Source organism: Kingella sp. (in: b-proteobacteria), assembly GCF_030527935.1.
Taxonomy (GTDB): Bacteria; Pseudomonadota; Gammaproteobacteria; order Burkholderiales; family Neisseriaceae; genus Kingella_B.
Window position 1 is genome coordinate 42,968 of the sequence record NZ_JAUMZV010000018.1, and the last position, 6,000, is coordinate 48,967.

Below are 6,000 nucleotides of genomic sequence, written 5' to 3' on the forward strand. Positions count from 1 at the left end.
GTTTTTGTTTATTTGATAAAGAGTTAGGCGTAAAGAGTTGGATGGGTTAAGGCAGCCTGAAAATAAAATAGCGCGTTTTGTCTGATTGCTGTGCTTAATTTTGTTTACGCGCAGGCGTGGCAGATAAACCTTGTTCCAAGTCGTTTACCCATTTTCAGGCTGCCCTAATTATCCGCTAATTATCCTTTGCTACAATCCATCTAAACCCATCCGCTCAATCCCAAAAGGACAACCCCATGCGCATTTTGCTTGTTGAAGACGACACCATGATTGCCCAAGCCATCACAGGCAGCCTGAAAGACGATGGCTACGCGGTGGATTGGGTAAACAACGGCAACACCGCCGAAACCACGCTCGTCAGCCAAAGCTACGACATTATCCTGCTGGATTTGGGTTTACCGGGCAAAGACGGTATCCAAGTGTTGCAACACGCCCGTGCCAGCCGTAACGCCACGCCCATTCTCATACTCACCGCCCGTGACGACATCCAAAGCCGCCTTGCAGGGCTAGATGGTGGCGCAGACGATTACATCATCAAGCCCTTTATCATGGCGGAACTCAAAGCCCGCATCCGCGCCATTCTGCGTCGCCACGCAGGGCAAGCCAGCCCCTTGTTCAGCAACGGCAGCATCCAACTCAACCCCACCAACTACCAAGTCAGCATCCAAGGGCAGCTTGAAACCATCCCGCTGAGCCAAAAAGAATTTGCCGTACTGCAAGCCCTAATCAGCCGCGCAGGCCTCATCCAATCGCGCAGCGAGCTGGAAGACAAAATCTACGGCTGGGGCGAAGAAGTGGAAAGCAACGCCATAGATTTCCTGATTCACAGCCTGCGCAAAAAAATCGGCAAAGAACACATCAAAAACATACGCGGCGTAGGCTGGATGATGCCCAAAGCCGAATAGGCGGATAAAACGGTTTTCAGGCTGCCTATTCCCCCCAAGGCAGCCTGAAACCACATTCCTTTTTTGCCCGAACGCGCGTCTTGCCGCGCACCACGCTTTCTTAGAACCTGTATTCATTATTTGCATAGGCAGATTTGATGACATAAAAGCGCGGATACAAGGAAAAAAGCACAGCAAGGTTGTACACCTTGTGCGCATTTTTAACGCAGTAGCCCCGCGCTTTTAGGGCATTCAAAGATGCCTATGAAACATAGTGAATACAGGTTCTTATAGTCCAATCATCATCCCGCCATCCCGCATCCAAAAGGCAGCCTGAAAATGACCCGCATCAAACACTCCCTGCAACTGCAACTTAGCCTAACCATCACCGTCTTGCTGCTCATCATCGCCCTGATTTCAGGCAGCCTATCGTTTTACGAAACCTACCACCAAACCCACAAAATCCAAGACGACCTGCTGCGCCAAATCGCCGCCTACATCAACCCCAGCCAACCACTGCCCAAATCGCAAAAAAGCAAAAACGACGCACGCATCCACATCCGCGCCAGCACCCAAGCCGCCCCCGACAAAAAATCCCTACCTGCCGCCAGCCACCTGCCCGACGGCTTCCACACCCTAACCAAAGCCGATGACGACGACACCTACCGCGTGTACATCCACACCACCGAGCAAGGCAAAATCATCATCTATCAAGAAAACGAATACCGCGACGACCTAGCCCAAAGCATCGCATGGCACAGCACCACCCCCATTCTCGCCACCATCCCGCTCGCCATCGCCCTGCTCATCTGGCAAATCCGCCGCGCCCTGCGCCCCCTGCGCCAGCAATCGCAAGAGCTGCAACAACGCCAAGCCACCAACCTTGCCCCGCTCAATCCCCAGCAAGCCCCCAGCGAAATACAAGGCTTCATCCACGCCATCAACCAACTGCTCCACCGCACCCACCAAGCCATGCAACAGCAACAACGCTTCATCGCCGATGCCGCCCACGAACTGCGCACTCCCACCACCGCCCTAAGCCTGCAAGCCGAACGCCTAACCGAACACAATCTCCCCCCCGAGCTGCAAACACAAATAAGCAGCCTGAAAACCACCATCGCCCGCAGTCAGCAACTGCAAGAACAACTGCTCACCCTTGCCCGCAGCCAAACCAACCCCGAGCCAGTCCAGCCCGCACCCGCCACCCCCATCCAACCCATATTCCAACGCATCATCCAAGACCTGCACCCCCTAGCCCAAGCCAAAAACCAAGACATCGGCGTAACCAGCAGCGAAAACCCCAGCCTGCCCATCAGCGAAATAGATCTATACACCCTAATCAAAACCCTTGCCGACAACGCCATCCGCTACACCCCCGCAGGCAGCCAAATAGACCTATCCACCCAAAGCCAGCCAAACAGCACCACCATCATCATAGAAGACAACGGCAGCGGCATCCCCCCCGCCGAACGCCAGCGCGTGTTTGACCCGTTTTACCGCATACTCGGCAGCGGCGAACAAGGCACAGGGCTTGGGCTTTACATCGCTCAAACCATCGCCCAACGCCACAGCGGCAGCATCACCCTACACAACAGCCAAACCTTTCCCACAGGATTGCGCGTAGAAATCACCCTACCGCATCGCCTATAGCGTTTTCAGGCTGCCTATGTAAGCCAAGCAAAGGCAGCCTGAAACCAAGTTTGTAAATGGGTGAACAACGAAAGTCGTAGGAGTACAGCTTGCTGCGCACGCGGTTAAGGCAGTCTGAAACCCTTTCCAACCCCACACCTAATAAACCATTTAGCAACCAACCATCGCCATCCTATTTTAAGTTTCAGGCTGCCTTGAAAACCGCTACAAAGTTATTCGTCCACCCCATCGCCCAACAAAAAATTTTGACAAAACAACCCAATATTGCCATAATCCGCCGTTTTCCACGTTCCGCCAACCAGCGGAACTTTTCATTAACCCAATTCTTATGGAGTTGAGCATGTACGCGGTCATAAAAACTGGCGGTAAACAATACAAAGTTACCGTTGGCGAAAAATTGAAAGTAGAACAGATACCAGCCGAACTCGACAGCCAAATCGAACTAGAAGTTCTGATGATTGCTGACGGCGAAAAATTAAAACTGGGCGCAGAAGCCTCCCAAGCCAAAGTGGTAGCCAAAGTGGTTGCCCACGGTCGTGGCGAAAAAATCCGCATTTTCAAAATGCGTCGCCGCAAACACTATCAAAAACGTCAAGGTCATCGCCAAAATTTCACCCAAATTGAAATTTTGTCCATCGCCTAAACCAATCTAATCAGGAGTAACCCAAATGGCTAGTAAAAAAGCAGGCGGTAGCACCCGCAACGGACGCGATTCAGAAGCCAAACGCCTAGGCGTAAAAGCCTACGGCAACGAGCTGATTCCCGCAGGTTCCATCATCGTACGCCAACGCGGCACCAAATTTCACGCAGGCGAAAACGTAGGCATGGGTAAAGACCACACTCTATTTGCCAAAGTGGACGGCTATGTAGAATTTGCCACCAAAGGCGCGTTAAACCGCAAAACCGTAAGCATCCGCCCCTACGAAGGCGCAGAAAGCTAAACCGTTTTTTGGTAAACAAACCCTGTTGCTTCAACGGGGTTTTTCAGTTTTCAGGCTGCCTATATTGTTTCGCACAAGGCAGCCTGAAAACCGATGGCAGCCAGTTTTTTTGAATAGGGATAACTGTTATAATCGCCCCTTTTTCCAACACACGCATCGCACGAAAGCCGCAAGTCATGCTGCACACCATTCCCTATTTTCAACAAAATTTGGAAACCGATTTAAGCCGCGTCAATGTGGTGATTAACCGCGCGGTGCAATCCGAAGTAGCCCTGATTGCGCAAATTGGCACGTACATCATCGGGGCAGGTGGCAAGCGGCTACGTCCCATTCTCACCATCTTAGCGGGCAAATGCTTGGGCTACGACAACGACAAACTGTATTCGCTCGCCGCTATGGTGGAATTTATCCACACTTCCACGCTGCTGCATGACGACGTGGTGGACGAAAGCGAATTGCGGCGCGGGCGCAAAACTGCCAACAATTTATTTGGCAACGCCGCCGCCGTGTTGGTGGGCGATTTTTTGTACACCCGCGCCTTTCAGCTTATGGTCGGTTCGGGCAGCCTGAAAATCCTAGAAGTGATGGCAGAAGCCACCAACATCATCGCCGAAGGCGAAGTGATGCAGCTGATGAACATCGGCAATACCGAAATCAGCGAAGCCGAGTATTTGCAAGTCATCCAATACAAAACCGCCAAATTATTTGAAGCCGCCGCGCAAGTGGGCGCAATCCTAGCAGGCGCAACGCCCGAGCAAGAACAAGCCCTAAAAAACTACGGCGCATACATCGGCACCGCGTTTCAAATCATTGATGACGTGTTGGATTATTCAGGCAGCGTAGAACAAATCGGCAAAAATGTTGGCGACGATTTAGCCGAAGGCAAGCCCACCTTGCCGCTGATTTACCTGATGCAACAAGGCAGCGAAACCGCCGCCCAAGATGTCCGCCACGCCTTGCAACACGCCGACCGCAGCTATTTTGAAACCATCCACAACCATGTAATGCAATCGGGCGCGTTGGATTATTGCATCCAGCAAGCCCAACACGCAGCAGATAAAGCCATTGCCGCATTGCAACAGCTACCCGAAAACGAAATCACCACCGCCATGCGCGAATTAGCCAAACAATCCCTATCGCGCATCGCATAAAACCTTTACTCGCCGTAGTTCAACGGATAGAACGTATGCCTCCTAAGCGTAAAATACAGGTTCGATTCCTGTCGGCGGGACACAAAAAAGGCAGCCTGAAACCAATTTTCAGGCTGCCTTAAACATAATCTGGCAGAGGGGATGGGATTCGAACCCACGATACGCTATTAACGTATACACACTTTCCAGGCGTGCGACTTAAACCACTCATCCACCCCTCTGTACAAAGGGGACAGATTATACGCATAAATAAACAACAGAACAAGCAAGCGAAAGCGATTTAGAATAGACAAACCGCAAATATTAAGTTATCTTAACACTTTAATTTTTTAGCAGAAAGTATAACGTCATGAAAACATTAGCATTAACACTGGTTGCCGTAGCAGCCCTAAGTGCCTGCTCAGGCACAAAAGTAGCTAAGGACGGCACAGCAAACGAATTGCGTTGGCCCAACCCAACCAGCACATCTTTCAATAAAGACCGTGGCACATTTCCTAATTTAGAAAATCTCAGCAAAATTCGCTCAGGTATGTCAAAAGACGAATTGTACGACCTAATCGGACGACCACAATTTACCGAAGGCTTCCGCGTGCGCGAATGGAACTATCTATTTCACTTCAACACACCAGGTCAAGGCACGGAAGGCGTAACAACTTGCCAATACAAAGTGCTATTTGATAGCAAAAAATACGCACGCAGTTTCCACTGGCGCGCCGTTGACCCTGCTGATGGCGTTTGCCCACCACCTGCGCCTACTCCTGTTGTTGAAAAATCCGAACCCCAAGTGATTATCCGTGAAGTTGCGCCTACTCCTGCAAAAATCCGTCAATAACACCATTATCGGCTTTGTTTTATCTTTCGCATTGTTCAATTATGCGCACGCTGAGAACAATATTGAACAATACAAACAAAGCCGAAAGGTTGTTGTAGATACGCAAAAAGCAGAATTATGTTTTGCAGATACGCAAGATTGTCATAAAGTGCTTATTGGAAAAACCACCCCCAAAGGCATTTTCCCGCTAACGCTCTACGCAACCACAAAAAAAGGGTATGGCGGAGAAATTATCGGCTTTAAAGAAGAAAAAGATTTTCTCTTTGCGCTGCACCGAGTATGGTTAGGAAAACCATCAGAACGCAGACAAGAAAGAATCGTATCCGATAAAGTATCAGACCGTATTATGACAAATGGTTGTATCAATGTGAGCGATGCGGTTTATGAAAAACTGCGAGAATATTTTGTGCTTGAAGTAATTTAGCGCAAGATATTGGGGTTTTGTTGTGTGTACCCAATTTTTAAAGAAGACAGCCTGAAAGTTCCATTAACCCCATTTCAGGCTGCCCAGTTAAACCATGCAGCAAACAAAAAAACCATTA

Annotated in this window: 9 protein-coding genes and 2 tRNA genes; 9 read left to right on the forward strand and 2 right to left on the reverse strand. The window is 50.0% G+C overall.

Annotated elements, in window-relative coordinates; translation table 11 throughout:
* The first annotated feature begins 236 nt into the window (after nucleotides 1-236).
* The 5 genes from Q4A85_RS07300 (at nucleotide 237) to rpmA (ending at nucleotide 3,475) form a co-directional block, all read left to right on the forward strand.
* Nucleotides 237-905 carry a response regulator transcription factor gene (locus tag Q4A85_RS07300; protein ID WP_303109005.1) on the forward strand — a complete coding sequence of 223 codons (669 nt, stop codon included), beginning with the start codon at nucleotides 237-239 and terminating at the stop codon, nucleotides 903-905.
* Nucleotides 906-1,223: 318 nt separating this feature from the next.
* Nucleotides 1,224-2,534: an ATP-binding protein gene (locus Q4A85_RS07305; protein WP_303109007.1), complete on the forward strand. Its 1,311-nt coding sequence runs from the start codon at nucleotides 1,224-1,226 to the stop codon at nucleotides 2,532-2,534.
* Between the two features lie 89 nt (nucleotides 2,535-2,623).
* Nucleotides 2,624-2,872: a hypothetical protein gene (locus tag Q4A85_RS07310; RefSeq protein ID WP_303109008.1), complete on the forward strand. Its 249-nt coding sequence runs from the start codon at nucleotides 2,624-2,626 to the stop codon at nucleotides 2,870-2,872.
* A 2-nt stretch (nucleotides 2,873-2,874) separates the two neighbouring features.
* Nucleotides 2,875-3,177 carry a 50S ribosomal protein L21 gene (gene rplU, locus Q4A85_RS07315; protein WP_303109009.1) on the forward strand — a complete coding sequence of 101 codons (303 nt, stop codon included), beginning with the start codon at nucleotides 2,875-2,877 and terminating at the stop codon, nucleotides 3,175-3,177.
* Nucleotides 3,178-3,202: 25 nt separating this feature from the next.
* Nucleotides 3,203-3,475, forward strand: a complete 273-nt coding sequence (gene rpmA, locus Q4A85_RS07320) for a 50S ribosomal protein L27 (RefSeq protein ID WP_303109011.1) — start codon at nucleotides 3,203-3,205, stop codon at nucleotides 3,473-3,475.
* A 43-nt stretch (nucleotides 3,476-3,518) separates the two neighbouring features.
* Here the strand turns inward: rpmA and Q4A85_RS07325 are convergent, their stop codons facing one another.
* Complete coding sequence (locus tag Q4A85_RS07325) at nucleotides 3,519-3,653, reverse strand: hypothetical protein (protein WP_303109013.1); 135 nt, start codon at nucleotides 3,651-3,653, stop codon at nucleotides 3,519-3,521.
* On the opposite strand from Q4A85_RS07325, the gene Q4A85_RS07330 reads away from it, so the two are divergent.
* Both Q4A85_RS07330 and Q4A85_RS07335 read left to right on the forward strand, forming a co-directional pair.
* A complete protein-coding gene (locus Q4A85_RS07330) occupies nucleotides 3,652-4,626 on the forward strand; it encodes a polyprenyl synthetase family protein (RefSeq protein ID WP_303109015.1) in 975 nt (324 codons plus the stop codon). The two genes, Q4A85_RS07325 and Q4A85_RS07330, sit on opposite strands and share 2 nt — an antisense overlap.
* 8 nt (nucleotides 4,627-4,634) lie before the next feature.
* Nucleotides 4,635-4,706 (forward strand) — tRNA-Arg (locus Q4A85_RS07335).
* Nucleotides 4,707-4,756: 50 nt separating this feature from the next.
* On the opposite strand, the gene Q4A85_RS07340 is transcribed toward Q4A85_RS07335, so the two are convergent.
* Nucleotides 4,757-4,847: transfer RNA gene (locus tag Q4A85_RS07340), tRNA-Ser, on the reverse strand.
* 128 nt (nucleotides 4,848-4,975) lie between these two features.
* Here Q4A85_RS07340 and Q4A85_RS07345 point away from each other — a divergent pair.
* Together Q4A85_RS07345 and Q4A85_RS07350 are read left to right on the forward strand one after the other, a co-directional pair.
* The gene (locus Q4A85_RS07345; RefSeq protein ID WP_303109018.1) at nucleotides 4,976-5,458 is read left to right on the forward strand and encodes an outer membrane protein assembly factor BamE; all 483 of its coding nucleotides are present in this window, start codon (nucleotides 4,976-4,978) and stop codon (nucleotides 5,456-5,458) included.
* Between the two features lie 31 nt (nucleotides 5,459-5,489).
* Nucleotides 5,490-5,882 carry a murein L,D-transpeptidase gene (locus Q4A85_RS07350; RefSeq protein ID WP_303109022.1) on the forward strand — a complete coding sequence of 131 codons (393 nt, stop codon included), beginning with the start codon at nucleotides 5,490-5,492 and terminating at the stop codon, nucleotides 5,880-5,882.
* The last annotated feature ends 118 nt before the right edge of the window (nucleotides 5,883-6,000 follow it).